The sequence below is a fragment of the Bradyrhizobium sp. SBR1B genome (assembly GCF_014198205.1).
Lineage (GTDB): Bacteria > Pseudomonadota > Alphaproteobacteria > Rhizobiales > Xanthobacteraceae > Bradyrhizobium.
Genome location: NZ_JACIHC010000001.1, coordinates 159,128 through 182,585, shown reverse-complemented (window position 1 = coordinate 182,585; position 23,458 = coordinate 159,128). Strand labels below are relative to the sequence as shown.

Sequence of the window (23,458 nt, the reverse complement as noted above, 5' to 3'; positions counted from 1 at the left end):
AGGAGAAGACGATGAACCAAGAAATTATGAATCTCTTCAACCCGACGACGCCGGCTCAGGTCTTCGACCAGATCCGGATCTCGATCGCGTCTCCAGAGAAGATTCTGTCCTGGTCCTACGGCGAGATCAAGAAGCCGGAGACCATCAACTACCGCACCTTCAAGCCCGAGCGCGACGGCCTGTTCTGCGCCCGCATCTTCGGGCCGATCAAGGATTACGAGTGCTTGTGCGGCAAGTACAAGCGCATGAAGTACAAGGGCATCATCTGCGAGAAGTGCTCGGTCGAGGTCACGCTGTCGCGCGTCCGGCGCGAACGCATGGGCCATATCGAGCTCGCAGCGCCCGTCGCCCACATCTGGTTCCTGAAGTCGCTGCCCTCGCGCATCGGCCTCCTGCTGGACATGACGCTGAAGGATCTCGAGCGGATCCTCTACTTCGAATACTACGTCGTGCTCGAGCCGGGCCTCACCGCGCTGAAGGACCGCCAACTGCTGTCGGAAGACGAGTATCTGAAGGCGCAGGACGAGTACGGCCAGGACAGCTTCACCGCCATGATCGGCGCGGAAGCGATCCGCGAGCTGCTCAAGGGCATGGACCTCGAGAAGCTCGAGGCGACCTTGCGCCTCGAGATGCAGGAGACCGACTCCGACATCAAGCACAAGAAGCTCGCCAAGCGCCTGAAGATCGTGGAAGCGTTCCGCCACTCCGGCAACAAGCCGGAATGGATGATCATGACCGTGGTCCCGGTGATCCCGCCGGACTTGCGTCCGCTGGTGCCGCTCGACGGCGGCCGCTTCGCGACCTCGGACCTCAACGACCTCTACCGCCGCGTCATCAACCGCAACAACCGCTTGAAGCGGCTGATGGAGCTGCGCGCGCCCGACATCATCATCCGCAACGAGAAGCGCATGCTTCAGGAAGCGGTCGATGCGCTGTTCGACAACGGCCGCCGCGGCCGCGTCATCACGGGCGCCAACAAGCGCCCGCTGAAGTCGCTCGCCGACATGCTCAAGGGCAAGCAGGGCCGCTTCCGCCAGAACCTGCTCGGCAAGCGCGTCGACTATTCGGGCCGTTCGGTGATCGTGGTCGGTCCCGAGCTGCGCCTGCATCAGTGCGGCCTGCCGAAGAAGATGGCGCTCGAGCTGTTCAAGCCGTTCATCTATTCGCGGCTCGACGCCAAGGGCCTGTCCACCACGGTGAAGCAGGCCAAGAAGCTGGTCGAGAAGGAGCGGCCCGAGGTCTGGGACATCCTGGATGAGGTCATTCGCGAGCATCCGGTGCTGCTCAACCGCGCACCGACGCTGCATCGTCTCGGCATCCAGGCGTTCGAGCCCGTGCTGATCGAGGGCAAGGCGATCCAGCTTCACCCGCTGGTCTGCTCCGCGTTCAACGCCGACTTCGACGGCGACCAGATGGCCGTGCACGTCCCGCTGTCGCTCGAAGCGCAGCTGGAAGCGCGCGTCCTGATGATGTCGACCAACAACATCCTGCATCCGGCGAACGGACAGCCGATCATCGTGCCGTCGCAGGACATCGTGCTCGGTCTGTACTACGTCTCGATCATGCGCGAAGGCCTGCCCGGCGAGGGCAAGGTGTTCGGCGAGATGGCCGAGCTCGAGCACGCGTTGCATGCGAAGGTCATCCACCTCCACACCAAGATCAAGTACCGGTGGGAAGGCGTCGACGAGACCGGCAAGATCTCGAAGCGCTGGATCGAGACCACCGCCGGCCGCGTCATGCTCGGCAATTTGCTGCCGAAGAACCCGCGCGTCCCCTACGAGATCATCAACAAGCTGATGACCAAGCGCGAGATCTCGGGCGTCATCGACCAGGTCTACCGCCACTGCGGCCAGAAGGAGACGGTGATCTTCTGCGACCGGATCATGGCGCTCGGCTTCTATAACGCGTTCAAGGCCGGCATCTCGTTCGGCAAGGACGACATGGTCGTGCCGAACTCCAAGTGGAAGATCGTCGACACCACCCGTACGCTGGCGAAGGATTTCGAGCAGCAGTACAACGACGGTCTGATCACCCACGGCGAGAAGTACAACAAGGTCGTCGACGCCTGGTCGAAGGCCACGGAAGAAATCGCCAAGGCGATGATGAAGGAGATCTCCGCCACCAAGAAGACGGCGGCCGGAGCCGATGCCGACATCAACTCGATCTACATGATGGCTCACTCCGGTGCCCGCGGTTCGCCGGCCCAGATGCGCCAGCTCGCCGGCATGCGCGGCCTGATGGCCAAGCCGTCGGGCGAGATCATCGAGACGCCGATCATCTCGAACTTCAAGGAAGGCCTCTCGGTGCTCGAGTACTTCAACTCGACCCACGGCGCCCGCAAGGGTCTCGCGGACACCGCGTTGAAGACCGCGAACTCGGGCTACCTGACCCGTCGTCTCGTCGACGTCGCGCAGGACTGCATCATCACGCAGAGCGACTGCGGCACCAAGCTCGGCATCAAGATGCGCGCCATCGTCGATGCCGGCACCGTGGTTGCTTCGCTCGGTTCGCGCATCCTCGGACGCACGGCCTGCGAAGACATCCGTGACAGCTCGGGCAAGGTGATCATCAAGCGCGATACGCTGATGGAAGAAAGCCATCTGGACGCCATCCAGCAGGGTGGTGTGCAGGAGGTGAAGATCCGCTCGGCACTGACCTGCGAACTCGTCAACGGCATCTGCGGCAAGTGCTACGGCCGCGACCTCGCCCGCGGCACGCCGGTCAACCACGGCGAAGCGGTCGGCGTCATCGCGGCGCAGTCGATCGGCGAGCCGGGCACCCAGCTCACGATGCGTACGTTCCACATCGGTGGTGCGGCGCAGCTCAACGAGCAGTCGTTCGTCGAAGCCAATTTCGACGGCAAGATCGTGATCAGGAACAAGGCCATCGCCCGCAACAGCGAAGGTCACCTGGTCGCGATGGTGCGCAACATGGTGGTGGCGATCGTCGATGCCGACGGCACCGAGCGTGCGACGCACCGTGTCCAGTACGGCTCGCGCCTGCATGTCGACGAAGGCGATATGGTCAAGCGCGGCCAGCGCGTCGTCGAGTGGGATCCCTACACCCGTCCGCTCCTCACCGAGGTCGAAGGTACCATCGGCTTCGAGGATCTGGTCGAGGGGCAGTCGATCTCGGAAACGCTCGACGAAGCCACCGGTATCGCCAAGCGCGTGGTCATCGACTGGCGCTCGACCCGCGGCGGTGCGGACCTGCGTCCGGCCATCGTGGTCAAGGGCAAGGACGGCAAGGTGCTCAAGCTCGCCCGTGGCGGCGATGCCCGCTACATGCTGTCGGTCGACGCCATTCTCTCGGTCGACGTCGGCGCCAAGGTCAATCCGGGCGACATCCTCGCCCGCGTCTCGACCGAAAGCGCCAAGACGCGTGACATCACCGGCGGTCTGCCGCGGGTGGCGGAACTGTTCGAGGCACGGCGTCCGAAGGATGCGGCGATCATCGCCGAAATCGCGGGCACCATCCGGTTCGGGCGCGACTACAAGAACAAGCGTCGCATCTCGATCGAGCCGATGGACAAGACCGACGAGCCGCGCGAGTACCTGATCCCGAAGGGCAAGCACATCCACCTTCAGGACGGCGACGTCGTCGAAAAGGGCGACTTCATCGTGGAAGGCAACCCGGCGCCGCACGACATCCTGGCGGTCAAGGGCATCGAGGAACTCGCGGCCTATCTGGTCAACGAGATCCAGGAGGTCTACCGGCTCCAGGGCGTGCTCATCAACGACAAGCACATCGAAGTGATTGTCCGTCAGATGCTCCAGAAGGTGGAAGTCACCGACCAGGGCGATACGGACATGATCTCGGGCGAGCAGGTCGACAAGATCGAGTTCGACGCGCTGAACGAGAAGGCCAAGGAAGAGGGCAAGAAGCCCGCCACGGGGACGCCGGTTCTGCTCGGCATCACCAAGGCGAGCCTCCAGACCCGTTCGTTCTTCTCGGCGGCCTCGTTCCAGGAGACCACCCGCGTCCTCACGGAAGCGGCGGTCAACGGCAAGGTCGATCCGCTCGAAGGCCTTAAGGAGAACGTCATCGTCGGCCGGCTGATTCCGGCAGGCACCGGCGCCTCCATGGCCAAGATTCGCGAAGTCGCCATGAAGCGCGACAAGCTGATCCTGGACGAGCGCGAGAAGCAGGCGGCGGTCGTGTCGCCCGCGCCGGAAGCGGAGCTTCCTGCGCTGCCGCCCGCGGAATGATCGTTCATCCGTAGGACTGCCGAGGACAATGAAAAGGCCGGCGAAAGCCGGCCTTTTTGTTGCTTTGCTTGTCTGTTGCGATGCGGGATCAACCTTTGTTCATCTTTCCTTCAGCCGCAAAAGCGCTTCTGCTAGGAGAGTTTAGACCGGTGGTCCCGTGAAGGGGGCGGGCCGGAGACCACGGAACTCACATGCTTGATCTCGCAATCGTAGGCGGCGGCCCCGGCGGGCTGATGAGCGCTTGGTATCTGAAGCGCAAGCTTGGCGATCTCTGTCGCGTCACCATCTACGAGGCCTCCGATCGGCTCGGCGGCAAGATCGTCACCCGCAAGTTCGATTCCGCACCTGCGATGTACGAGGCCGGCGTTGCCGAGATCTACGACTACTCGATGACCGGGCCGGATCCGCTGCGCGAGCTGATCCAGCATTTCGGGCTGCAGACGATCCCGATGGATGCCGAGCAGGTGCAGTTCGGCGGCGAGCTTCTCGACGACGTGCCGGGCATGCGCCGCAAGTATGGCGCCAAGACCGCCGCGGCGATCGAGGCGTTCCGCAAGCGCTGTGCCGAGGCGATGTCGCCGATCGAATATTACGAGGGCGTCGGCGCGCACGACAACGAGAACCCCTGGGCCTACAAGACCGCCGAGCAGGTGCTCGACGAGGAGGTCGAGGACGAAACCGCAAAGCGCTTCTTCAAGGTGATGGCGCGCTCCGACATCGCGACCGAAAGCCACAACACCAACGGCCTCAACGCGCTCAAGAACTATCTGATGGATGTCGACGGCTATATCGGCCTCTATTCCATCCAGAACGGCAACGAGCAGCTGATCGAGTGCCTGCAGTCGGAGGTGAACGCCGACATCCAGCTCAATCACCGCGTGCTCACCGTCGGCAAGGCGCCGACCGGGCGCTACCAGCTCAAGATGATGAACGGCAAGGGACCGGAGACGCGCGACTTCGATCTCGTGCTGGTCTGCCTGCCGCATTCCTGGCTCGCCACCATGGGGTGGGAAGGCGAACAGCTCCGCAAGTCGATGGTCAAGCACGTCTCTTACTTCGACCGTCCCGCGCATTACCTGCGCGTCTCGATCCTGTTCGACACGCCGTTCTGGGGCGAGAAGATTCCAGGCGCCTGGTTCATGTCGGAAGCCTTCGGCGGCTGCTGCGTCTACAACGAGGGTGCGCGCCACGACGTCGGCAAGCACGGCGTGCTGAACTGGCTGATTCCCGGCTCCGACGCGCTGGCCTTCGCCAATCTGTCGGACCAGGAGCTGATCGATGCCGCGCTGAAATCGCTGCCGGCCTCGCTCGGCGATGCGCGCCTGCATTTCATGGAAGGCAAGATCCACCGCTGGTTGTCGTCGGTGAACGCGATTCCCGGCGGCCTGCCGGTGCGCGACGTCATGACCAATCACCGGCCCGAGCCGAAGGAGCATCCCGGCATCGTGGTGGTCGGCGATTATCTGTTCGACTCGACCCTGAACGGCCTGCTCGACTCCTCGGATGCGGCGACCGACATCATCCTGACCGAGATGATGCGCCTGCGCCGCGAGCGCGCGCAGGACGACAAGCCGCTCTCCGACAAGATCGACCGCGACTATTTCGAGAACTATCGCGGCCTCGGCCCCTATCATGAGGCGTGGCGCCACTTCACCGATCCCGATTACCTCACACGGCTGCTCGGCATCGTCTGGGGCAAGACCAAGGGCGCCAAGCTGCTCGTCGCGGGCTCGGCCAGCGGCGAATTGGTCGGCGCGCTACGCGAGCGCGGCATCGATGCCTTCGGCATCGAGAGCAACCGCGCCATCCACGCCAGGACGCCGAAGGCGCTGAAGAAGTACAACAAGCTCGGCTCGATCACCGACATGCCGTTCAAGGACGGCGCGTTCGACTTCGTGTTCGAGACCAGCCTCTGCCACGTTTCCCCGAAGCAGGTGGTCCGCGCGATCAAGGAACTGAACCGCGTGGTCAAGACCGGCCTCGTGTTCGGCTCGATTACCTCGGACATGGCGCCGGCGCTGATCGACCGCTACGACCTCCTGCGCGGGGTCAAGAAACTCGGCACGTGGTGGGAATGGTCCGAACTGTTCTTCGGCAATGGTTTCGACCTCTCGATGCACCGCAAGGACTGCACCGATGCGCTCTGGGAGGCGACGCTCGCCGCCAACAAGGGGCCGGGGCAGTGGTACGCCGACGCCGACAGTCTGCGCTATTCCTTCTTCGACAAGGTCGAGGACGAAGACGAGGACTAGCCGCGGGGCGCGCGTCGAATTCGCCAATTGTTTTGCCGAATTCATCCTGATCGCATAGAATCGGTTCAATAGCGGCTTTCCGCTATGTTCTGCTTTCTCTGCGGTCATGCCGGCCGTCAGCATCGGTTGGTTTCATGGCATCCAAGCCTCTTTCGCCCGACAAACAGAAGCTCGCCGCCGAAGAGGCGGCCGAGCTCGATGACAAGCTCGCCTCGGCTGCCAAGCCGGACCTCGAAGACGACGAGGACGCCGAAGACGAGGCGGACGACGAGCTGGAGCTCGACGATGACGATGAGGACGAGGACCTCGTCGTCTTCACCGCGCGCGAGGCCGCCGGCGCGCTCGCGACCATCGTCGGGTTCGTCAAGCCGTTCCTGGCGAACTACAAGCGGATGCTGTCCTTCGTGGCGTTCGGCGTCTGCGTCGAGACGCTGTTCAACGTCATCATGCCGCTCAGCCTGAAGTTCCTGATCGACGACGCGCTCGGCGAGGAGGATTTCCAGGCGCTGTACAAGATCCTCGGCGTGCTCGCCGTGGCCGGCATCTTTACCTCGATCGTCGCGGTCTGGTACGAGCGCTGGGACGCGCGATTGGCGGCCTGCATCATCTCCGACGTCCGCAAGCGCTTGTTCGAGCACGTTCAGGACCTGCCGGCGGCCTATTTCGGCCGCACCAAGCGCGGCGAGATCCTGTCGCGCTTTTCCGTCGACCTCTCGGCCTTCGAAGGCTCGGTCAAGACGTTTGCCAACAGTGCCGCGCTGCCCTTTCTGGAATTGGTTGCCGGCATCATCCTAATGGTGTTCCTGAACTGGCAGCTCGCGGCGGTCGCGCTGCTCGTGTTCCCGATCACACTGATCGGCCCACGGATCCTGACGCCGAAGGCGGTGCAGGCCAATTACGAGCAGAAGCTCAACGAAAGCGCGCTGCTCGGCATGGTGCAGGAGAACGTGGCGGCGCAGGCCGTGATCAAGGCGTTCAGCCTGCAGCGCAAGATGTTCGGTTTCTTCACCTTCCGCAACGACGAGACGCGCAACAAGATCGCCTCAGCTGCGTTCCTGTCGACCATGGTGGAGCGGACGGTCACCATCTCGGTGCTGATGCTGCACCTCGTGGTGCTCGCGATCGGCGCCTATCTCGCCACCAAGGGCCAGATCACCATCGGCACCTTCGTCACCTTCGAGAGCGCGTTCTGGGAGGTCTCCTACAACATCGCTCATGTCATGCATTTCATCCCGGTATCGATCTCCTCGGCCGCCGCGATCCGGCACATGCAGGAGCTGCTGGACGAGCCGACCCGCGCTGCCGACCGCCCCGGCGCACCCGACCTGCCGCGCATCACCAACGACATCACCTTCGATCACGTCACCTTCCAGTACGAGGGCAGCCAGACGCCGGTGCTGGACAATCTCAGCCTCAAGCTCAATGCGGGCAAGCGCATCGCGATCGTCGGCCCGAGCGGCTCCGGCAAGAGCACGTTGCTCAATTTGATCCTGCGGCTTTACGTGCCCGACGAGGGCCGCGTCACCATCGACGGTGTCGACGTCCGCAAGGTGACGCTGGATTCGCTGCGCCGGAGCATGGCGGTGGTGTTCCAGGAGAACATGCTGTTCAACATGTCGATCCGCGAGAACATCCGGCTCGGCAAGGAGGGCGCGACCGACGAGGAGGTGGAGGAGGCGGCCAAGAAGGCCGAGATCCACCGCTATATCATGAGCCTGCCGCAGCGATACGACACGCCGGTCGGTGAACGCGGCGACACCCTGTCGGGCGGCCAGCGCCAGCGCATCGCGATCGCGCGCGCGGTCATCCGCAACCCCTCGGTGCTGCTGCTGGACGAAGCCACCTCGGCGCTGGACCAGACCACGGAAGCCGCGATCAACCGCACGCTGCTCAAGGTCGCCAAGGGGCGCACCATGATCTGGTCGACCCACCGCCTGACCTCGGTGGTGGAGATGGACGAGATCATCGTGATCTCGGGGGGCAGGGCGATCGAGCGCGGCTCGCATGCCCAGCTGCTCGCCAAGAACGGGACCTATCGCAAGCTCTGGAACGACCAGATCCACCAGCCGCACGGCGCGGCGGCTCACGCCGATGACGGCAGCGACGATGAGGACGAAGACGACCTCGAGGATGATGAGGACGAGGACGACGAGGAGGAATGACCGAGCTCGCACCGATTCTATGCGGCCATCGGTGTGCGCTTGATTCCCGACGTGACGATGCGCTCTTCGGTCAGAAAAAGCCCGGTCGGATAGCTCACATGCGGATAGGTCAGGACCGTCGGAAGCCTCGCGGCCGATATCCCGGGCGTTGGTCGCGCCGGGCAACCTCCGCCGATTTTGGTGACGTCCCCGCCGCCGATTGCTGCTGAAGCGGGTCGATTTGCGGCTCCCGCGTAAAAAAGGCCGTGCTGCGCGACACAAAAGTACTTTTTGCCCGGATATAAATAGCCGCGAGGCTGGCGAAATGAAGGCTGCGGTCCCATATCGGAGTGGTGCGGCGAGGGCGGCAAACAGCGATTTTGACAGGCTCCTGAAGCGGTTCGTGGCTGTCGTTTCGCCTTGACTTGATCGATTCTCACTTATAGAAAGCGCCTCACTTAACGACAGGCGGTGAGCATCGCCAGCGTCGGAACGGGCCACCCGTTAGATCCCCAAGGACTAGAGCCACAAGGGATCGCTCAAGGCGGGCACCAACCTCGACGAATGCCGCTCAAACGCTGTCGCTCATAGCTAGGCAATGCCAGTGCGATTCTAGTTCTCTTGAGCTTATTCTCTTGAGATCGAATTCGGATGCATGACCTCAGTGCGCGGGCCGCGGCTTTATGCTGACCGGCCTCAATACTGCGGTCCTCTGTGGCGTCGAAGCGCTTTCCGCCCGTTGATGGGGCGGTTGGCGCGATTTCGCTTTGTGCGGATTGTTCCGCGGAAGGCGACCTCGTCGGGTAGGTAGCTCGAAAGAATTTGCAGTCCCGGCGACGGGCTGCGGCAAGACAGCGGATCCGAAAAGGGTCTGCGACAGAACAAAGGGTAAGGCCAGGATGCCGACGATCAACCAGCTGATCGCTCAACCGCGTGAAGTGCAGAAGTCGCGCAAGAAGGTGCCGGCGCTGCAGCAGTCGCCGCAGAAGCGTGGTGTTTGCACCCGCGTCTACACCACGACCCCGAAGAAGCCGAACTCGGCGCTTCGTAAGGTCGCCAAGGTGCGCCTGACCAATGGCTTCGAGGTGATCGGCTACATCCCCGGTGAGGGCCATAACCTTCAGGAGCACTCGGTGGTCATGATCCGCGGCGGTCGCGTCAAGGACTTGCCCGGCGTGCGCTACCACATCCTCCGCGGCGTTCTGGATACCCAGGGCGTCAAGAACCGTAAGCAGCGTCGTTCGAAGTACGGCGCGAAGCGTCCGAAGTAAGCGGGAACCAGGTCCATGTCTCGTCGCCACTCAGCGGAAAAGCGCGAAGTCCTTCCCGATCCGAAGTTCGGGAACATCATCGTCACGAAGTTCATGAACTCGGTGATGTACGCCGGCAAGAAGTCGGTCGCCGAAGGCATCGTCTACGGTGCGTTCGGTATCATCGAAACCAAGACCAAGCAGAACCCGCTCGGCGTGTTCGAGCAGGCGCTCGAGAACGTCATGCCGACGATCGAAGTGCGCTCCCGCCGCGTCGGCGGCGCGACCTACCAGGTTCCGGTCGAAGTTCGTTCGACCCGCCGTCAGGCGCTGGGCATCCGCTGGCTGATCTCCGCTGCGCGTGATCGCAACGAGAAGACCATGACCGAGCGGCTCTCGGCCGAGCTTCTGGACGCCTCGAACAACCGCGGGAATGCCGTCAAGAAGCGCGAAGACGTGCACCGGATGGCGGAAGCCAACCGCGCCTTCTCGCACTATCGCTGGTAACGGCGACACACGGAATCTAAGGAACACCCTATGCCCCGCGTTCATGCCATAGAGAATTACCGCAACTTCGGTATCATGGCGCATATCGATGCCGGCAAGACCACGACCACCGAGCGCATCCTCTATTACACCGGCAAGAGCCACAAGATCGGCGAAGTGCACGAAGGTGCCGCGACGATGGACTGGATGGAGCAGGAGCAGGAGCGTGGCATCACCATCACCTCGGCTGCGACCACTGCATTCTGGGCCGGCAAGCGCCTGAACATCATCGACACCCCCGGCCACGTCGACTTCACCATCGAAGTCGAGCGTTCGCTGCGCGTGCTCGACGGCGCCGTCTGCGTGCTCGACTCGAACCAGGGCGTTGAGCCCCAGACCGAGACCGTCTGGCGCCAGGGCGACAAGTACAAGGTTCCGCGCATCGTCTTCGCCAACAAGATGGACAAGACCGGCGCCGACTTCTTCAAGTGCCTGGCCGACATCGTCGACCGCCTCGGCGCCAAGCCGATCGCGATCCAGCTTCCGATCGGCGCCGAGAACAACTTCAAGGGTCTCGTCGACCTCGTGAAGATGCAGGGCATCATCTGGAACGATGAATCGCTCGGCGCGAAGTTCGATTATGTCGACATTCCGGAAGATCTGGTCGAGCAGGCCAAGGAATACCGCGAGAAGATGGTGGAAGCCGCCGTCGAGCTCGACGACGACGCCATGGCCGCCTATCTCGACGGCAAGGAGCCGGACGAAGAGACGCTGAAGCGGCTGATCCGCAAGGCGGTTCTGACCGGTGCGTTCTATCCCGTGCTGTGCGGCTCGGCCTTCAAGAACAAGGGCGTGCAGCCGCTGCTCGACGCCGTCGTCGACTATCTGCCGTCGCCGATCGACGTGCCCGCGATCAAGGGCACCGACGATCGCGGCAACGAAGTCGTGCGCAAGGCGGACGACAAGGAGCCGCTCGCGCTGCTCGCGTTCAAGATCATGGACGACCCGTTCGTCGGCACCATCACCTTCTGCCGCATCTACTCCGGCGTTCTGCAGAGCGGCACCGGCGTCGTGAACTCGACCCGCGAGAAGAAGGAGCGTATCGGGCGCATGCTCTTGATGCATGCGAACAACCGCGAAGACATCAAGGAAGCCTATGCCGGCGACATCGTCGCGCTGGCCGGCCTGAAGGAAGCGCGCACCGGTGACACGCTGTGCGATCCCGACAAGCAGGTGATCCTCGAGAAGATGGAATTCCCCGAGCCGGTCATCGAGATCGCGATCGAGCCGAAGTCCAAGGCCGACCAGGAAAAGCTGGGCGTGGCGCTGGCCAAGCTCGCTGCCGAGGATCCGTCCTTCCGCGTGTCGACCGACCAGGAGTCTGGCCAGACCATCCTCAAGGGCATGGGCGAACTCCATCTCGACATCAAGGTCGACATCCTCAAGCGCACCTACAAGGTCGACGCCAACATCGGCGCGCCCCAGGTTGCGTTCCGTGAGCGCGTCACCAAGAAGGCCGAGGTCAAGTACACCCACAAGAAGCAGACCGGCGGTACCGGTCAGTTCGCGGAAGTGTCGATCGTGGTGGAGCCGAACGAGCCCGGCAAGGGCTACGAGTTCGAGTCCAAGATCGTCGGTGGTGCGGTTCCGAAGGAATACATCCCCGGCGTCGAAAAGGGCCTCAACAGCGTGATGAGCTCTGGTGTCGTCGCGGGCTTCCCCGTGGTCGACGTCAAGGTTCAGCTCGTCGACGGCAAGTATCACGACGTCGACTCGTCGGCGCTCGCCTTCGAAATCGCATCGCGCGCGGCGTTCCGCGAAGCCTTGCAGAAGGGCAAGTCCGTCCTGCTCGAGCCGATCATGAAGGTCGAAGTGGTGACCCCGGAAGACTACACCGGCTCGGTCATCGGCGACCTGAATTCGCGGCGCGGTCAGATCCAGGGTCAGGACATGCGCGGCAACGCCAACGTCATCAATGCGATGGTGCCGCTCATGAACATGTTCGGTTACGTGAATAACCTGCGCTCGATGAGCCAGGGTCGCGCAACCTTCACCATGCAGTTCGACCACTACGCAGAAGCGCCGGCCAACGTGTCGGCAGAAGTCCAGAAGAAGTTTGCCTGATTGTCGTCGGTCACGAACTGACGATTGAACGGAGAGTCAAATGGCCAAAGCAAAGTTTGAACGTAACAAGCCGCACTGCAACATCGGCACCATCGGTCACGTCGACCATGGCAAGACGTCGCTGACCGCGGCGATCACCAAGGTTCTCGCCGAAGCCGGCGGTGCGACGTTCACCGCGTACGACCAGATCGACAAGGCGCCGGAAGAGAAGGCGCGCGGCATCACCATCTCGACCGCGCACGTCGAGTACGAGACGCCGAACCGCCACTACGCCCACGTCGACTGCCCCGGCCACGCCGACTACGTCAAGAACATGATCACCGGCGCCGCCCAGATGGACGGTGCGATCCTGGTCGTGTCCGCCGCTGACGGCCCGATGCCGCAGACCCGCGAGCACATCCTGCTCGCCCGCCAGGTCGGCGTGCCCGCGCTGGTCGTGTTCCTCAACAAGTGCGACATGGTCGACGATCCGGAACTGCTCGAGCTCGTCGAGCTCGAAGTCCGCGAGCTGCTCTCGAAGTACGACTTCCCGGGCGACAAGATCCCGATCATCAAGGGTTCGGCGCTGGCCGCTCTCGAAGATTCCGACAAGAAGCTCGGCCACGACGCCATCCTCGAGCTGATGAAGAACGTCGACGAGTACATCCCGCAGCCGGAGCGTCCGATCGACCAGCCGTTCCTGATGCCGGTTGAAGACGTGTTCTCGATCTCGGGCCGCGGCACCGTCGTGACCGGCCGTGTCGAGCGCGGCATCGTCAAGGTCGGCGAGGAAATCGAGATCGTCGGTCTCCGTGCGACCCAGAAGACGACCGTCACCGGCGTCGAAATGTTCCGCAAGCTGCTCGATCAGGGCCAGGCTGGCGACAACATCGGTGCGCTGCTCCGCGGCACCAAGCGCGAAGACGTCGAGCGCGGCCAGGTGCTGTGCAAGCCGGGTTCGGTCAAGCCGCACACCAAGTTCAAGGCTGAGGCTTACATCCTCACCAAGGAAGAGGGCGGTCGCCACACCCCGTTCTTCACCAACTACCGTCCGCAGTTCTACTTCCGCACCACCGACGTGACCGGTGTCGTGCACCTGCCGGAAGGCACCGAGATGGTGATGCCGGGCGACAACATCGCGATGGAAGTGCACCTGATCGTGCCGATCGCGATGGAAGAGAAGCTCCGCTTCGCGATCCGCGAAGGTGGCCGCACCGTCGGCGCCGGCGTCGTCGCCTCGATCATCGAGTAACAAGCGAATAGGGAATGGTGAGTGGCGAATAGGGATTTCTATTCGCTACTCGCTACTCGCCACTCACTAAAGAAAGCACGGCAATGAACGGCCAAAACATTCGTATCCGTCTCAAGGCGTTCGACCATCGTATCCTCGATACGTCGACCCGCGAGATCGTGAACACGGCGAAGCGCACCGGCGCGCAGGTCCGCGGACCCATTCCGCTGCCCACCCGCATCGAGAAGTTCACCGTCAACCGTTCGCCCCACGTCGACAAGAAGAGCCGCGAGCAGTTCGAGATGCGCACTCACAAGCGCCTGCTCGACATCGTCGATCCGACCCCGCAGACCGTCGATGCTTTGATGAAGCTCGACCTGGCCGCCGGTGTCGACGTCGAGATCAAGCTCTAAGATTTTTGGATCCCGTTCGCTTAAAGCGGACAGAAAGAACAGGAAGCAAGCCGATGCGCTCCGGAGTGATCGCACAAAAGGTCGGGATGACGCGGGTCTTTACTGAGGCCGGCGAACATATCCCCGTGACCGTGCTGAAGCTCGGCAATTGCCAGGTCGTGGGCCACCGTACCGAAGAGAAGAACGGTTACGTGGCGCTCCAGCTTGGTTCTGGTGCCCGCAAGACCGTTTACATGCCCAAGGCGGAGCGCGGCCAGTTCGCGGTCGCCAAGGTCGAGCCGAAGCGCCGGGTCGAGGAATTCCGCGTCACCGCGGATGCCATGATCCCGGTCGGCGCCGAGATCCTGGCCGACCACTTCGTTGTCGGCCAGTTCGTCGACGTCACCGGCACCTCGGTCGGTAAGGGCTTCGCCGGCGGCATGAAGCGCTGGAACTTCGGCGGTCTGCGCGCCACCCACGGCGTCTCGGTCTCGCACCGCTCGATCGGTTCGACCGGTGGCCGTCAGGACCCCGGCAAGACCTGGAAGAACAAGAAGATGCCCGGCCACATGGGTGTCGACCGCATCACCACGCTCAACCTTCGCGTCGTTCAGCTCGATGTCGAGCGCGGCCTGATCCTCGTCGAAGGCGCCGTTCCCGGCTCCAAGGGCGGCTGGATCCGCGTGCGCGACGCCGTCAAGAAGCCGCTGCCGAAGGAAGCTCCGAAGCCCGGCAAGTTCAAGGTTGCCGGTGGCGAAGCCGAGGCTGCGGCCCAGCAGGAGGGTGCGTGAGATGGAATTGAAGGTCACCACCCTCGAAGGTAAGGAAGCCGGCTCGGTCCAGCTGTCCGACACCATTTTCGGCCTCGAGCCGCGCCAGGACATCATTGCGCGTTGCGTGCAGTGGCAGCTCAACAAGCGTCAGGCTGGCACGCACAAGGCCAAGGGCCGCGCCGAGATCTGGCGCACCGGCAAGAAGATGTACAAGCAGAAGGGCACCGGCGGTGCTCGTCACGGCTCGGCCCGCGTGCCGCAGTTCCGCGGCGGTGGCCGTGCCTTCGGTCCGGTGGTGCGTTCGCACGCCACCGACCTGCCGAAGAAGGTCCGTGCGCTGGCGCTGAAGCATGCGCTCTCGGCCAAGGCCAAGGACGGCGATCTCGTCGTGATCGAGAAGGCCGCGCTGGAAGCCGCCAAGACTAAGGCGCTGCTCGGTCACTTCTCGGGCCTGGGTCTGACCAACGCGCTGATCATCGACGGCGCCGAGCTCAACAACGGCTTCGCCGCTGCGGCTCGCAACATCCCGAACATGGACGTGCTGCCGATCCAGGGCATCAACGTCTACGACATCCTGCGCCGTCAGAAGCTCGTTCTGACCAAGGCCGCCATCGATGCGCTGGAGGCGCGCTTCAAATGACGAAGAACATCGAGGCTCGCCACTACGACGTGATCCTGTCGCCGGTCGTGACTGAAAAGGCAACGATCGCCTCGGAGCACAACAAGGTGCTGTTCAAGGTGGCCGCCAAGGCGACCAAGCCGCAGATCAAGGAAGCGATCGAGAAGCTGTTCGACGTCAAGGTCAAGAGCGTCAACACGCTGGTCCGCAAGGGCAAGACCAAGATCTTCCGCGGCAATCTCGGCTCGCAGTCGAACACCAAGCGCGCGATCGTGACCCTCGAAGAGGGCCACCGGATCGACGTCACCACCGGTCTGTAAGGTCGTACGACGATGGCACTGAAGACATTCAATCCTACGACGCCGGGCCAGCGCCAGCTGGTCATGGTCGATCGTTCGGCCCTCTACAAGGGCAAGCCGGTCAAGGCGCTCACCGAGGGCAAGCACTCCTCGGGCGGCCGCAACAACACCGGTCGCATCACCGTGCGTTTCCGTGGCGGTGGCCATAAGAAGACGCTGCGCACCGTGGATTTCAAGCGCGAGAAGATCGACGTCCCCGCGACGGTCGAGCGTCTCGAGTACGATCCGAACCGCACCGGCTTCATCGCGCTGATCAAGTATCAGGACGGCGAGCAGGCCTACATCCTGGCGCCGCAGCGCCTGGCCGTCGGTGACACCATCATCGCGGGCAACTACGTCGACGTGAAGCCGGGCAATGTCATGCCGCTCGGCAACATGCCGGTCGGCACGATCATCCACAACATCGAGGTCAAGATCGGGAAGGGCGGCCAGCTCGCCCGTTCGGCCGGCACCTACGCCCAGCTCGTCGGCCGCGATCAGGACTACGTGATCATCCGCCTGAACTCGGGCGAGCAGCGCCTGGTGCACGGCCGTTGCCGCGGCACGATCGGCGCGGTGTCGAACCCGGATCACATGAACACCTCGATCGGCAAGGCCGGTCGCAACCGTTGGCTGGGCCGCAAGCCGCACAACCGCGGTGTTTCGATGAACCCGATCGACCATCCGCACGGCGGTGGTGAAGGTCGTACCTCGGGCGGCCGCCACCCGGTCACCCCGTGGGGCAAGCCGACCAAGGGCAAGAAGACCCGCACCAACAAGTCGACCAACAAATTCATTCTCCTAAGCCGCCACAAGCGGAAGAAGTAAGGAACGCCGGACATGGTTCGTTCAGTCTGGAAAGGCCCGTTCGTCGAGGGTTCTCTGCTCAAGAAGGCAGATGCCGCCCGCGCGTCCGGCCGTCACGACGTCATCAAGATCTGGAGCCGTCGCTCGACGATCCTGCCGCAGTTCGTCGGCCTGACCTTCGGCGTCTACAACGGTCAGAAGCACGTGCCGGTGGCCGTCAACGAGGAAATGGTCGGTCACAAGTTCGGCGAGTTCTCGCCGACCCGGACCTTCCATGGCCACTCCGGCGACAAGAAAGCCAAGAAGGCTTGAGGATTAAACGATGAGCAAACCTAAGCGCGAACGGAGCCTCGCCGAAAACGAGGCCAAGGCGGTCGCCCGGATGCTGCGGGTGAGCCCGCAGAAGCTCAACCTGGTCGCCCAGCTCATTCGCGGCCGGAAGGCAGCTGCTGCGCTCGCCGATCTGCAGTTTTCGCGCAAGCGGATCGCGGTCGACGTGAAGAAGTGCCTGGAATCGGCTATCGCCAATGCCGAGAACAATCACGATCTCGACGTGGACGATCTCGTCGTGGCGCAGGCCTTCGTCGGCAATGGCCTCGTGATGAAGCGCTTCGCCGCCCGTGGCCGTGGCCGCTCGGGCCGTGTCTACAAACCATTTTCGCAGCTGACGATCATCGTTCGTCAGGTCGAAGCCGAAGCAGCCGCTTAAGGGCGCAGGAGAACACGATGGGTCAAAAGATCAATCCGATCGGTCTGCGTCTCGGCATCAACCGCACCTGGGATTCCCGCTGGTTCGCCGGCAAGCAGGAATACGGCAAGCTGCTGCACGAAGACGTCAAGATCCGTGAGATCCTGCACAAGGAGCTCAAGCAGGCGGCCGTCGCCCGCATCGTGATCGAGCGTCCGCACAAGAAGTGCCGCGTCACCATCCACTCGGCTCGTCCGGGCGTGGTGATCGGCAAGAAGGGCGCGGACATCGACAAGCTGCGCAAGAAGGTCGCGGACATCACTTCGTCCGACGTCGTCATCAACATCGTCGAAATCCGCAAGCCGGAGCTCGATGCGACGCTGGTGGCCGAGTCGATCGCGCAGCAGCTCGAGCGCCGCGTGGCGTTCCGCCGTGCCATGAAGCGCGCCGTTCAGTCGGCGATGCGTCTCGGCGCGGAAGGCATCCGCATCAACTGCTCGGGACGTCTGGGCGGTGCGGAAATCGCGCGCATGGAGTGGTACCGCGAAGGTCGCGTGCCGCTGCACACGCTGCGCGCCGACATCGACTACGGCGTTGCGACCGCGTTCACGACCTTCGGCACCTGCGGCGTCAAGGTCTGGATCTTCAAGGGCGAGATCCTCGAGCACGATCCGATGGCCCAGGACAAGAGAATGGCCGAAGGCGAGACGGGTGGCAGTGGTGATCGTGGTGGCCGTCAGCGCCGCGATACGGCTGCAGCCTAAAGCCGCACAGGAATTTGAGGGCTTAAAGCCATGATGCAACCTAAGAAAACGAAGTTCCGGAAGGCGCATAAGGGCCGCATCCACGGCGTTGCGTCTTCGGGCGCGACGTTGGCGTTCGGCCAGTTCGGCCTGAAGGCGACCGAGCCTGAGCGGGTCACCGCGCGCCAGATCGAAGCCGCTCGCCGCGCGCTGACCCGCCACATGAAGCGCGCCGGCCGCGTCTGGATCCGCGTGTTCCCCGACGTTCCGGTGTCGAAGAAGCCGGCCGAAGTCCGCATGGGCTCCGGCAAGGGTTCGCCGGAATTGTGGGTCGCGCGCGTGAAGCCGGGCCGGGTGCTGTTCGAGATCGACGGCGTCAACACCCAGACGGCGCGTGAGGCGCTGACCCTGGCGGCCGCCAAGCTGCCGATCAAGACGCGCTTCGTCGAGCGCATTGCGGAGTAATGGCCATGGCCCAGATGAAGATCGAAGACATCCGCGCGATGAGCCCCGACCAGCAGGACGATGCCGTCCTGAACCTGAAGAAGGAGCGCTTCAACCTGCGCTTCCAGCGCGCCACCGGGCAGCTCGAGAACACCTCGCGCCTGCGCGAGGCCCGCCGTGACATCGCCCGGATCAAGACCGTCGCCGCGCAGACGCGCGCGAAGAAGAAGTAAGAGGCTTACGAAGATGCCGAAACGTACTTTGCAGGGCGTGGTCGTCAGCGACAAGCAAGCCAAGACCATCGTGGTGCGCGTTGATCGCCGCTTCACGCACCCGATCTACAAGAAGACGATCCGCCGTTCGAAGAACTACCACGCGCACGACGAGAGCAACGAGTTCAAGCCGGGCGACATGGTGTGGATCGAGGAATCGAAGCCGATTTCGAAGTTGAAGCGCTGGGTCGTGATCCGGGGCGAACACAAGAAAAGCGCCTGATCTGTTGGCTTTAGCCGACTGACTTCAGGGAAATGTTGAGCGCCGGCTGGGCTGGCGCAAAGAGAAGAGGACGAGGTGCATCAATGATTCAGATGCAGACCAACCTCGACGTGGCCGACAATTCTGGCGCACGCCGTGTCATGTGTATCAAGGTGCTCGGGGGCTCCAAGCGCCGCTACGCCACGATCGGCGACATCATCGTCGTTTCGATCAAGGAAGCAATTCCGCGTGGCAAGGTGAAGAAGGGCGACGTGATGAAGGCCGTCGTGGTGCGCGTCCGCAAGGACATCCGCCGCGCCGACGGTTCGGTCATCCGCTTCGACCGCAACGCCGCCGTTCTGATCAACAACCAGTCCGAGCCGGTCGGCACCCGTATCTTCGGGCCCGTGCCGCGCGAGCTGCGCGCGAAGAACCACATGAAGATCATCTCGCTCGCGCCGGAGGTGCTGTGATGGCTGCCAAGATCCGCAAGGGCGACAAGGTCGTCGTGCTGACCGGCCGCGACAAGGGCCGTACCGGCGAAGTGTTCGAAGTGCGTCCCGACGCCGGCACGGCGCTGGTGCGCGGCATCAACATGGTCAAGCGTCACCAGAAGCAGACGCAGGCCCAGGAGGGCGGCATCATCTCGAAGGAGTCGCCGATCCAACTGTCCAACATCGCGTATGTCGGCAAGGACGGAAAGCCGACCCGCGTCGGATTCAAGATTCTGGCGGACGGCAAGAAGGTCCGCATCGCCAAGAGCTCGGGAGCTGAGATCGATGGCTGAGGCCGCTTACACGCCGCGCCTGCGCGCGGAATACGATGCGAAGATCCGCACGGCCATGACCGAGAAGTTCGGTTATGAGAACGTCATGCAGGTTCCGCGTCTGGACAAGGTCGTGCTGAACATGGGCGTTGGCGATTCCGTCAACGATCGCAAGAAGGCCGAGACCGCCGCTGCCGAGCTGACCCAGATCGCAGGCCAGAAGGCCATCGTGACCTATTCGCGTATCGCGATCGCGACCTTCAAGCTGCGTGAAAACCAGCCGATCGGCTGCAAGGTCACGCTGCGCAAGGCCCACATGTACGAGTTCATCGATCGCCTGGTGACGGTCGCGCTGCCGCGCGTCCGCGACTTCCGCGGCCTGAACCCGAAGAGCTTCGACGGCCGCGGCAACTACTCGCTCGGCATCAAGGAGCACATCATTTTCCCCGAGATCGACTTCGACAAGGTCACGGAAGCCCGCGGCATGGACATCACCGTCTGCACCACGGCCAAGACCGACGAAGAGGCGAGGGCCTTGTTGACCGCTTTCAATTTCCCGTTCCGGCAGTGAGACGCTGACCTAAAGCCTCTCAAACGCGGATACCCAGGAGCCAAGCATGGCAAAGAAGAGTTCAGTCGAGAAGAACAACCGGCGCAAGCGGATGGTGAAGAACGCCGCCGCCAAGCGCGAGCGGTTCAAGGCGATCATCGCCGACAAGAAGCTGCCGATGGAGGAGCGTTTCGCTGCGACGTTGAAGCTGGCGGAAATGCCGCGCAACTCGTCGGCAACCCGCATCCGCCTGCGTTGCGAGCTGTCGGGTCGCCCGCGCTCGAACTACCGCAAGAGCAAGCTGTCCCGTATCGCGCTGCGCGAACTTGGCTCCAAGGGCATGGTCCCGGGCCTCGTGAAGTCCAGCTGGTAAGGAGGGTCGTTTAGATGTCTACGCACGATCCAATCAGCGATCTGATCACCCGTATCCGCAACGCGCAGATGCGCTCCAAGACCAAGGTCTCCACGCCTGGCTCGAAGATGCGCGAGAACGTGCTCGAGGTCCTCAAGTCCGAGGGCTACATCCGCGGTTACGCCACGCTCGAGCATTCCTCGGGCCGCAGCGAGATCGAGATCGAGCTGAAGTATTTCGACGGCGAGCCCGTCATCCGCGAGATCGAACGTGTTTCCAAGCCCGGGCGTCGCGTCTACGCCTCGGTGAAGAACCTGCCGCGGGTCAACAACGGGCTCGGCATTTCGGTGTTGTCGACGCCGAAGGGGATCATGGCCGACCACAGCGCGCGCGACGCGAATGTGGGCGGTGAAGTCCTCTTCACGGTGTTCTGAGAAGGATTTTTGATCCATGTCACGTGTTGGCAAAAGGCCTGTGGCGGTGCCGTCGGGTGTTACCGCGACCGTCGATGGGCAGACCGTCAAGATGAAGGGGCCGAAGGGCCAGCTTCAGTTCGTCGTTCATGACGACGTCGAGGTGAAGCTCGAGAGCGGCCAGATCAAGGTCAAGCCGCGGCTCGAGACCAATCGCGCGCGCGCGCTCTATGGTACCGCTCGCGCCCAGGTCGCGAATCTGGTCGAAGGCGTCACCAAGGGCTTCGAGAAGAAGCTCGAGATCACCGGCGTCGGTTACCGCGCCGCGATGCAGGGCAAGAACCTGCAGCTCGCGCTCGGCTACAGCCACGACGTGATCTACACGATCCCCGAGGGGATCACGATCACCGTGCCGAAGCCGACCGAGATCACGGTGGCGGGCAGCGACATCCAGCGCGTCGGCCAGGTTGCGGCCGAGATCCGCGGTTATCGCCCGCCGGAGCCCTACAAGGGCAAGGGCGTGAAGTATGTTGGCGAATTCATCTTCCGCAAGGAAGGCAAGAAGAAGTAACGGAGCCGGTCATGTCCAAAGCCAAGGTTACCAATGCCCGGCGCAAGCGGAGTGTGCGGCTGAAGCTGCGCCGCTCCGGTGGTGGTCGTCCGCGTCTGTCGGTGTTCCGCTCGTCCAAGCACATCTACGCCCAGGTCATCGACGACCTCAAGGGCGAGACGCTGGCCTCTGCCTCGTCGCTCGAGAAGTCGATGCGCGACGGCGGCAAGACCGGCGCCGACATCGATGCAGCGAAGGCGGTCGGCAAGCTGCTGGCCGAGCGCGCCGCCGAGAAGGGCGTCAAGGAAGTCGTGTTCGATCGCGGCAGCTACCTCTACCACGGGCGCGTCAAGGCTCTTGCCGACGCGGCGCGTGAGAGCGGGCTGAGCTTCTAACAGAATTTGAGGATTGAGGCGCAAGCCTCTGAAGGATTGGAAAAATGGCAGAACGCGAACAACGTGGTGGACGCGATCAACGCGGCGGCGGCGGACGTGAACGCAGGGAGCGCGAGGAGCGCGACAGCGAGTTCGTCGACAAGCTCGTCCACATCAACCGCGTGGCCAAGGTCGTCAAGGGCGGCAAGCGCTTCGGTTTCGCAGCGCTGGTCGTGATCGGCGACCAGAAGGGCCGCGCCGGCTTCGGTCACGGCAAGGCGCGCGAAGTGCCGGAAGCGATCCGCAAGGCCACCGAGTCCGCCAAGCGCAACCTGACCCGCGTCTCGCTGCGCGAGGGCCGCACGCTCCATCACGACATCGCCGGCCGTCATGGCGCGGGCCGTGTCTACCTGCGTGCAGCTCCCGCCGGTACCGGCATCATCGCCGGCGGCCCGATGCGTGCCGTGTTCGAGACGCTCGGCGTCCAGGACGTGGTCGCCAAGTCGATCGGCTCGTCGAACCCCTACAACATGGTTCGCGCGACCTTCGACGCGCTGAAGCATCAGGATTCGCCGCGTTCGGTCGCAGCCCGCCGCAACATCAAGGTGTCCACTCTGCAGTCCCGCCGTATCGGTGGTGATGCCGAGGCGGCCGCCGACTAACGGAAGCTCTGGAGTAGACTCCCATGGCCAAGGCCAGCAAGACGATCAAGCTCGAGCAGACCGGCAGCGCGATCCGCCGCCATCACTCGCAGCGCTCGACGCTGATCGGGCTCAAGCTCAACAAGATCGGTCGCACCAGCGAACTGCAGGACACCCCGGCGGTCCGTGGCATGATCGAGAAGGTTCACCATCTCGTCCGCATCGTCGACGAGAAGTAAATAAGGAGAAGGGCGATGAAGCTCAGCGATATCGCCGACAACGCCGGCTCGCGCAAGAAGCGCATGCGCGTCGGCCGTGGCATCGGTTCGGGCAAGGGCAAGCAATCCGGCCGCGGCGGCAAGGGTCAGACCGCGCGTTCCGGCGTGCGCATCAAGGGTTTCGAAGGCGGCCAGATGCCGATGCATCGCCGTCTGCCCAAGCGCGGCTTCAACAACATCTTCCGTGTCGAGTTCGCCGAGATCAATCTCGACCGGCTCCAGGAAGCGGTCGACGCCAAGAAGATCGACGCCGGCAGCGTCGTGAACGTCGAGGCCCTGGTGAAGGGCGGCGTGCTGCGCCGCGCCAAGGCCGGCCTGCGGCTGCTCGGCCGTGGCGAGCTCAAGTCCAAGCTCAACATCGAAGTCCACGGCGCCACCAAGACCGCGATCGCCGCGGTCGAGAAGGCCGGCGGCTCGGTGAAGATCCTCGCCCCTGCCAAGGAAGAAGGCGAGGCGGCGTAACAACTGCGTCATTGGCCCGCGGCTAGCGGGCCTTTACGCGTGCGGGACGTGGACTTATCGAAGCCGAGCCCCAGATAATGTCCGGTGTCCGGTATAATGTAGCCCGGCCGCGGGCATGACGGC

The 23,458-nt window shown here is 63.3% G+C and carries 28 protein-coding genes; all 28 read left to right on the top strand.

Features of this window, described 5'->3' with window-relative positions:
• Positions 1 to 11 precede the first annotated feature (11 nt).
• The 28 genes from rpoC (at position 12) to rplO (ending at position 23,335) form a co-directional block, all read left to right on the top strand.
• Positions 12 to 4,208 carry a DNA-directed RNA polymerase subunit beta' gene (rpoC, locus tag GGD61_RS00995; protein WP_018322257.1) on the top strand — a complete coding sequence of 1,399 codons (4,197 nt, stop codon included), beginning with the start codon at positions 12 to 14 and terminating at the stop codon, positions 4,206 to 4,208.
• Positions 4,209 to 4,399: 191 nt separating this feature from the next.
• On the top strand, positions 4,400 to 6,460 hold the full coding sequence (locus GGD61_RS00990; RefSeq protein WP_092260223.1) for an FAD-dependent oxidoreductase: 2,061 nt from the start codon (positions 4,400 to 4,402) through the stop codon (positions 6,458 to 6,460).
• 134 nt (positions 6,461 to 6,594) lie between these two features.
• Positions 6,595 to 8,622 carry an ABC transporter ATP-binding protein gene (locus tag GGD61_RS00985; RefSeq protein WP_092260221.1) on the top strand — a complete coding sequence of 676 codons (2,028 nt, stop codon included), beginning with the start codon at positions 6,595 to 6,597 and terminating at the stop codon, positions 8,620 to 8,622.
• An 878-nt stretch (positions 8,623 to 9,500) separates the two neighbouring features.
• Positions 9,501 to 9,872 carry a 30S ribosomal protein S12 gene (gene rpsL, locus GGD61_RS00980; protein ID WP_007603006.1) on the top strand — a complete coding sequence of 124 codons (372 nt, stop codon included), beginning with the start codon at positions 9,501 to 9,503 and terminating at the stop codon, positions 9,870 to 9,872.
• A gap of 15 nt (positions 9,873 to 9,887) precedes the next feature.
• Entirely contained in the window at positions 9,888 to 10,358 is a 471-nt protein-coding gene (gene rpsG / locus GGD61_RS00975; protein ID WP_018322260.1) for a 30S ribosomal protein S7, read from the top strand.
• A 30-nt stretch (positions 10,359 to 10,388) separates the two neighbouring features.
• A complete protein-coding gene (gene fusA / locus GGD61_RS00970; RefSeq protein ID WP_018322261.1) occupies positions 10,389 to 12,461 on the top strand; it encodes an elongation factor G in 2,073 nt (690 codons plus the stop codon).
• A gap of 40 nt (positions 12,462 to 12,501) precedes the next feature.
• Positions 12,502 to 13,692: an elongation factor Tu gene (tuf, locus tag GGD61_RS00965; protein ID WP_008136415.1), complete on the top strand. Its 1,191-nt coding sequence runs from the start codon at positions 12,502 to 12,504 to the stop codon at positions 13,690 to 13,692.
• A gap of 83 nt (positions 13,693 to 13,775) precedes the next feature.
• A complete protein-coding gene (gene rpsJ, locus GGD61_RS00960; protein WP_002712302.1) occupies positions 13,776 to 14,084 on the top strand; it encodes a 30S ribosomal protein S10 in 309 nt (102 codons plus the stop codon).
• Positions 14,085 to 14,137: 53 nt separating this feature from the next.
• Positions 14,138 to 14,854, top strand: coding sequence for a 50S ribosomal protein L3 (rplC, locus tag GGD61_RS00955; RefSeq protein WP_018322262.1), 717 nt, complete (start codon positions 14,138 to 14,140; stop codon positions 14,852 to 14,854).
• A gap of 1 nt (position 14,855) precedes the next feature.
• Complete coding sequence (rplD, locus tag GGD61_RS00950) at positions 14,856 to 15,476, top strand: 50S ribosomal protein L4 (protein WP_020508797.1); 621 nt, start codon at positions 14,856 to 14,858, stop codon at positions 15,474 to 15,476.
• On the top strand, positions 15,473 to 15,775 hold the full coding sequence (locus GGD61_RS00945; protein WP_018322264.1) for a 50S ribosomal protein L23: 303 nt from the start codon (positions 15,473 to 15,475) through the stop codon (positions 15,773 to 15,775). Before rplD ends, GGD61_RS00945 begins: the two co-directional genes overlap by 4 nt.
• Positions 15,776 to 15,787: 12 nt before the next feature.
• The gene (gene rplB / locus GGD61_RS00940) at positions 15,788 to 16,621 is read left to right on the top strand and encodes a 50S ribosomal protein L2 (RefSeq protein WP_018322265.1); all 834 of its coding nucleotides are present in this window, start codon (positions 15,788 to 15,790) and stop codon (positions 16,619 to 16,621) included.
• 12 nt (positions 16,622 to 16,633) lie between these two features.
• The gene (gene rpsS, locus GGD61_RS00935) at positions 16,634 to 16,912 is read left to right on the top strand and encodes a 30S ribosomal protein S19 (RefSeq protein ID WP_008136357.1); all 279 of its coding nucleotides are present in this window, start codon (positions 16,634 to 16,636) and stop codon (positions 16,910 to 16,912) included.
• Between the two features lie 10 nt (positions 16,913 to 16,922).
• Positions 16,923 to 17,309: a 50S ribosomal protein L22 gene (rplV, locus tag GGD61_RS00930; protein WP_008136353.1), complete on the top strand. Its 387-nt coding sequence runs from the start codon at positions 16,923 to 16,925 to the stop codon at positions 17,307 to 17,309.
• A gap of 17 nt (positions 17,310 to 17,326) precedes the next feature.
• On the top strand, positions 17,327 to 18,052 hold the full coding sequence (rpsC, locus tag GGD61_RS00925; protein WP_014494500.1) for a 30S ribosomal protein S3: 726 nt from the start codon (positions 17,327 to 17,329) through the stop codon (positions 18,050 to 18,052).
• A 30-nt stretch (positions 18,053 to 18,082) separates the two neighbouring features.
• A complete protein-coding gene (gene rplP, locus GGD61_RS00920; RefSeq protein ID WP_008136349.1) occupies positions 18,083 to 18,496 on the top strand; it encodes a 50S ribosomal protein L16 in 414 nt (137 codons plus the stop codon).
• 5 nt (positions 18,497 to 18,501) lie between these two features.
• Positions 18,502 to 18,708 carry a 50S ribosomal protein L29 gene (gene rpmC, locus GGD61_RS00915; RefSeq protein WP_026202715.1) on the top strand — a complete coding sequence of 69 codons (207 nt, stop codon included), beginning with the start codon at positions 18,502 to 18,504 and terminating at the stop codon, positions 18,706 to 18,708.
• 13 nt (positions 18,709 to 18,721) lie between these two features.
• On the top strand, positions 18,722 to 18,970 hold the full coding sequence (rpsQ, locus tag GGD61_RS00910; protein ID WP_007603028.1) for a 30S ribosomal protein S17: 249 nt from the start codon (positions 18,722 to 18,724) through the stop codon (positions 18,968 to 18,970).
• 83 nt (positions 18,971 to 19,053) lie between these two features.
• On the top strand, positions 19,054 to 19,422 hold the full coding sequence (rplN, locus tag GGD61_RS00905) for a 50S ribosomal protein L14 (RefSeq protein ID WP_007603030.1): 369 nt from the start codon (positions 19,054 to 19,056) through the stop codon (positions 19,420 to 19,422).
• Complete coding sequence (gene rplX / locus GGD61_RS00900; protein ID WP_007603031.1) at positions 19,422 to 19,736, top strand: 50S ribosomal protein L24; 315 nt, start codon at positions 19,422 to 19,424, stop codon at positions 19,734 to 19,736. Before rplN ends, rplX begins: the two co-directional genes overlap by 1 nt.
• Positions 19,729 to 20,286 carry a 50S ribosomal protein L5 gene (rplE, locus tag GGD61_RS00895; RefSeq protein WP_018322267.1) on the top strand — a complete coding sequence of 186 codons (558 nt, stop codon included), beginning with the start codon at positions 19,729 to 19,731 and terminating at the stop codon, positions 20,284 to 20,286. Before rplX ends, rplE begins: the two co-directional genes overlap by 8 nt.
• A 46-nt stretch (positions 20,287 to 20,332) precedes the next feature.
• Positions 20,333 to 20,638 carry a 30S ribosomal protein S14 gene (gene rpsN, locus GGD61_RS00890; protein WP_183229872.1) on the top strand — a complete coding sequence of 102 codons (306 nt, stop codon included), beginning with the start codon at positions 20,333 to 20,335 and terminating at the stop codon, positions 20,636 to 20,638.
• 14 nt (positions 20,639 to 20,652) lie between these two features.
• Entirely contained in the window at positions 20,653 to 21,051 is a 399-nt protein-coding gene (rpsH, locus tag GGD61_RS00885) for a 30S ribosomal protein S8 (RefSeq protein ID WP_018322269.1), read from the top strand.
• A 16-nt stretch (positions 21,052 to 21,067) separates the two neighbouring features.
• Complete coding sequence (gene rplF / locus GGD61_RS00880; RefSeq protein WP_018322270.1) at positions 21,068 to 21,601, top strand: 50S ribosomal protein L6; 534 nt, start codon at positions 21,068 to 21,070, stop codon at positions 21,599 to 21,601.
• 11 nt (positions 21,602 to 21,612) lie between these two features.
• Positions 21,613 to 21,975 carry a 50S ribosomal protein L18 gene (rplR, locus tag GGD61_RS00875; RefSeq protein WP_007603036.1) on the top strand — a complete coding sequence of 121 codons (363 nt, stop codon included), beginning with the start codon at positions 21,613 to 21,615 and terminating at the stop codon, positions 21,973 to 21,975.
• Positions 21,976 to 22,019: 44 nt separating this feature from the next.
• On the top strand, positions 22,020 to 22,616 hold the full coding sequence (gene rpsE / locus GGD61_RS00870) for a 30S ribosomal protein S5 (RefSeq protein WP_018322271.1): 597 nt from the start codon (positions 22,020 to 22,022) through the stop codon (positions 22,614 to 22,616).
• A 23-nt stretch (positions 22,617 to 22,639) separates the two neighbouring features.
• Entirely contained in the window at positions 22,640 to 22,834 is a 195-nt protein-coding gene (gene rpmD / locus GGD61_RS00865; protein ID WP_018322272.1) for a 50S ribosomal protein L30, read from the top strand.
• 15 nt (positions 22,835 to 22,849) lie between these two features.
• Positions 22,850 to 23,335 carry a 50S ribosomal protein L15 gene (rplO, locus tag GGD61_RS00860; protein ID WP_018322273.1) on the top strand — a complete coding sequence of 162 codons (486 nt, stop codon included), beginning with the start codon at positions 22,850 to 22,852 and terminating at the stop codon, positions 23,333 to 23,335.
• Positions 23,336 to 23,458: the final 123 nt, after the last annotated feature.

What these genes read in the sequence shown, in the direction of transcription:
- rplC (WP_018322262.1), top strand. Translation starts at nt 14,138, where the DNA reads ATGCGCTCCGGAGTGATCGCACAAAAGGTCGGGATGACGCGGGTCTTT.
- rpsJ (WP_002712302.1), top strand. Translation starts at nt 13,776, where the DNA reads ATGAACGGCCAAAACATTCGTATCCGTCTCAAGGCGTTCGACCATCGT.
- rpmC (WP_026202715.1), top strand. Translation starts at nt 18,502, where the DNA reads ATGGCCCAGATGAAGATCGAAGACATCCGCGCGATGAGCCCCGACCAG.
- rplB (WP_018322265.1), top strand. Translation starts at nt 15,788, where the DNA reads ATGGCACTGAAGACATTCAATCCTACGACGCCGGGCCAGCGCCAGCTG.
- rpsQ (WP_007603028.1), top strand. Translation starts at nt 18,722, where the DNA reads ATGCCGAAACGTACTTTGCAGGGCGTGGTCGTCAGCGACAAGCAAGCC.
- rplV (WP_008136353.1), top strand. Translation starts at nt 16,923, where the DNA reads ATGAGCAAACCTAAGCGCGAACGGAGCCTCGCCGAAAACGAGGCCAAG.
- rpsS (WP_008136357.1), top strand. Translation starts at nt 16,634, where the DNA reads ATGGTTCGTTCAGTCTGGAAAGGCCCGTTCGTCGAGGGTTCTCTGCTC.
- rplE (WP_018322267.1), top strand. Translation starts at nt 19,729, where the DNA reads ATGGCTGAGGCCGCTTACACGCCGCGCCTGCGCGCGGAATACGATGCG.
- GGD61_RS00945 (WP_018322264.1), top strand. Translation starts at nt 15,473, where the DNA reads ATGACGAAGAACATCGAGGCTCGCCACTACGACGTGATCCTGTCGCCG.
- rplN (WP_007603030.1), top strand. Translation starts at nt 19,054, where the DNA reads ATGATTCAGATGCAGACCAACCTCGACGTGGCCGACAATTCTGGCGCA.
- GGD61_RS00985 (WP_092260221.1), top strand. Translation starts at nt 6,595, where the DNA reads ATGGCATCCAAGCCTCTTTCGCCCGACAAACAGAAGCTCGCCGCCGAA.
- rpsH (WP_018322269.1), top strand. Translation starts at nt 20,653, where the DNA reads ATGTCTACGCACGATCCAATCAGCGATCTGATCACCCGTATCCGCAAC.
- rplP (WP_008136349.1), top strand. Translation starts at nt 18,083, where the DNA reads ATGATGCAACCTAAGAAAACGAAGTTCCGGAAGGCGCATAAGGGCCGC.
- rpmD (WP_018322272.1), top strand. Translation starts at nt 22,640, where the DNA reads ATGGCCAAGGCCAGCAAGACGATCAAGCTCGAGCAGACCGGCAGCGCG.
- fusA (WP_018322261.1), top strand. Translation starts at nt 10,389, where the DNA reads ATGCCCCGCGTTCATGCCATAGAGAATTACCGCAACTTCGGTATCATG.
- rplX (WP_007603031.1), top strand. Translation starts at nt 19,422, where the DNA reads ATGGCTGCCAAGATCCGCAAGGGCGACAAGGTCGTCGTGCTGACCGGC.
- rplR (WP_007603036.1), top strand. Translation starts at nt 21,613, where the DNA reads ATGTCCAAAGCCAAGGTTACCAATGCCCGGCGCAAGCGGAGTGTGCGG.
- GGD61_RS00990 (WP_092260223.1), top strand. Translation starts at nt 4,400, where the DNA reads ATGCTTGATCTCGCAATCGTAGGCGGCGGCCCCGGCGGGCTGATGAGC.
- rpsG (WP_018322260.1), top strand. Translation starts at nt 9,888, where the DNA reads ATGTCTCGTCGCCACTCAGCGGAAAAGCGCGAAGTCCTTCCCGATCCG.
- rplD (WP_020508797.1), top strand. Translation starts at nt 14,856, where the DNA reads ATGGAATTGAAGGTCACCACCCTCGAAGGTAAGGAAGCCGGCTCGGTC.
- rpsN (WP_183229872.1), top strand. Translation starts at nt 20,333, where the DNA reads ATGGCAAAGAAGAGTTCAGTCGAGAAGAACAACCGGCGCAAGCGGATG.
- rpsL (WP_007603006.1), top strand. Translation starts at nt 9,501, where the DNA reads ATGCCGACGATCAACCAGCTGATCGCTCAACCGCGTGAAGTGCAGAAG.
- rpsC (WP_014494500.1), top strand. Translation starts at nt 17,327, where the DNA reads ATGGGTCAAAAGATCAATCCGATCGGTCTGCGTCTCGGCATCAACCGC.
- rpsE (WP_018322271.1), top strand. Translation starts at nt 22,020, where the DNA reads ATGGCAGAACGCGAACAACGTGGTGGACGCGATCAACGCGGCGGCGGC.
- tuf (WP_008136415.1), top strand. Translation starts at nt 12,502, where the DNA reads ATGGCCAAAGCAAAGTTTGAACGTAACAAGCCGCACTGCAACATCGGC.
- rplF (WP_018322270.1), top strand. Translation starts at nt 21,068, where the DNA reads ATGTCACGTGTTGGCAAAAGGCCTGTGGCGGTGCCGTCGGGTGTTACC.
- rpoC (WP_018322257.1), top strand. Translation starts at nt 12, where the DNA reads ATGAACCAAGAAATTATGAATCTCTTCAACCCGACGACGCCGGCTCAG.
- rplO (WP_018322273.1), top strand. Translation starts at nt 22,850, where the DNA reads ATGAAGCTCAGCGATATCGCCGACAACGCCGGCTCGCGCAAGAAGCGC.